Source organism: Streptomyces sp. NPDC057271 (assembly GCF_042668715.1).
GTDB lineage: Bacteria > Actinomycetota > Actinomycetes > Streptomycetales > Streptomycetaceae > Streptomyces.
Window position 1 is genome coordinate 1 of sequence record NZ_JBHUYJ010000270.1, and the last position, 1,041, is coordinate 1,041.

A 1,041-nucleotide genomic window follows, 5' to 3' on the forward strand; every position below is an offset into this window, starting at 1 on the left:
GCGGCGCGCAGTTCTTCGGCGGGGGTTGGCATCAGCGGGTCTCCTCGACGGTCCAGGTGGTCGTCTCGCGGACGAGGCGGAACTCGGTGTCGGGGTACTGCTCTCGACGGCGCGCGAGGCGACTGAGGGCCTTCTCGCGGTCTGCCTCGTCGTAGTGGCTGCTGGCCATAAGCCAGTCGGTGTCGCCGCGCTTCTCGATGGCGTAGGTGACGTCAGTCGGGTGCGCTTCGGCGGGTTGCGCTTCGGCCGGCTGCTCGACGGCGGGCACTCGGTCGCCGTTGAGCGCCTCGTGCTGTCGGACCGCCATGGCGGCGTGCGCGTAGATCAGCTGCTGTGCGGCGTCCGGGTCCTGTCCGGCCTTGCGGAGCAGGACGTACAGCTCGGCTGCGGGGTGGCCCTGTCGCTCCTCGGCGTTGACGACGGGCTGCTCGGTGGTGGGGGTCTGTCCGGCGGCCTGACGGGCGGCCGGGTCGACGAGGGCCAGTGACGCAGCCAGGAGTTCCCCGTCGGAGCGGGAATCCTCTCGCCAACGCAGGACGGTGCAGCCCGACACCGATCCTTCGTCGATCTCGTAGAGCGTGGGGTTCTGCGCCCACGCCTGGTCCTGCCAGTCGGCGGGTGGCGGGGTGGCTCCTCCGCGCTCGTTGTCGGGCCAGGTGATGCGTACTGTCCGCTCTGCGATGTCAGCGGTGAAGCCGGGGCGGTCGGTCACGGTCTGCTCCTGGTGGTCGGTACGGTGGTGGGAGGCCGCCCCGTTAGCCCCGGGGCGGCCGTCGTGCGTGTGGGGATCAGCGGGCGGCGACGGTCCAACGGCCCTCGTCCTCGTCCCAGACCACGCGGGAGTCGTGCCTGTTCGCGTTCGGCCCGTGTGCGGGGCCGATGTGGACGCCGTTGCGGGGGTCAGGCTCGTACCCGAGGTCGCGGAGGGCGTTCAGGGTGTTGGCGAGCCGGTGAAGCAGGTCGTCGATGTCGTTCATGTGGATCTCCTTCGTGGCGGGGTGGGAGGGGCGGCCGTCGTGCATCACGAGGCGGGTCAGGCGG

At 71.1% G+C, this 1,041-nt stretch carries 2 protein-coding genes; both read right to left on the minus strand.

Annotated features, from left to right (window positions below):
• Positions 1 to 31: 31 nt before the first annotated feature.
• Positions 32 to 712: a hypothetical protein gene (locus ACFUJR_RS39395; protein ID WP_383181369.1), complete on the minus strand. Its 681-nt coding sequence runs from the start codon at positions 710 to 712 to the stop codon at positions 32 to 34.
• Between the two features lie 76 nt (positions 713 to 788).
• Positions 789 to 1,041 (minus strand): hypothetical protein (locus ACFUJR_RS39400; protein WP_383181367.1); only part of this gene is annotated, 253 nt, incomplete at its 5' end.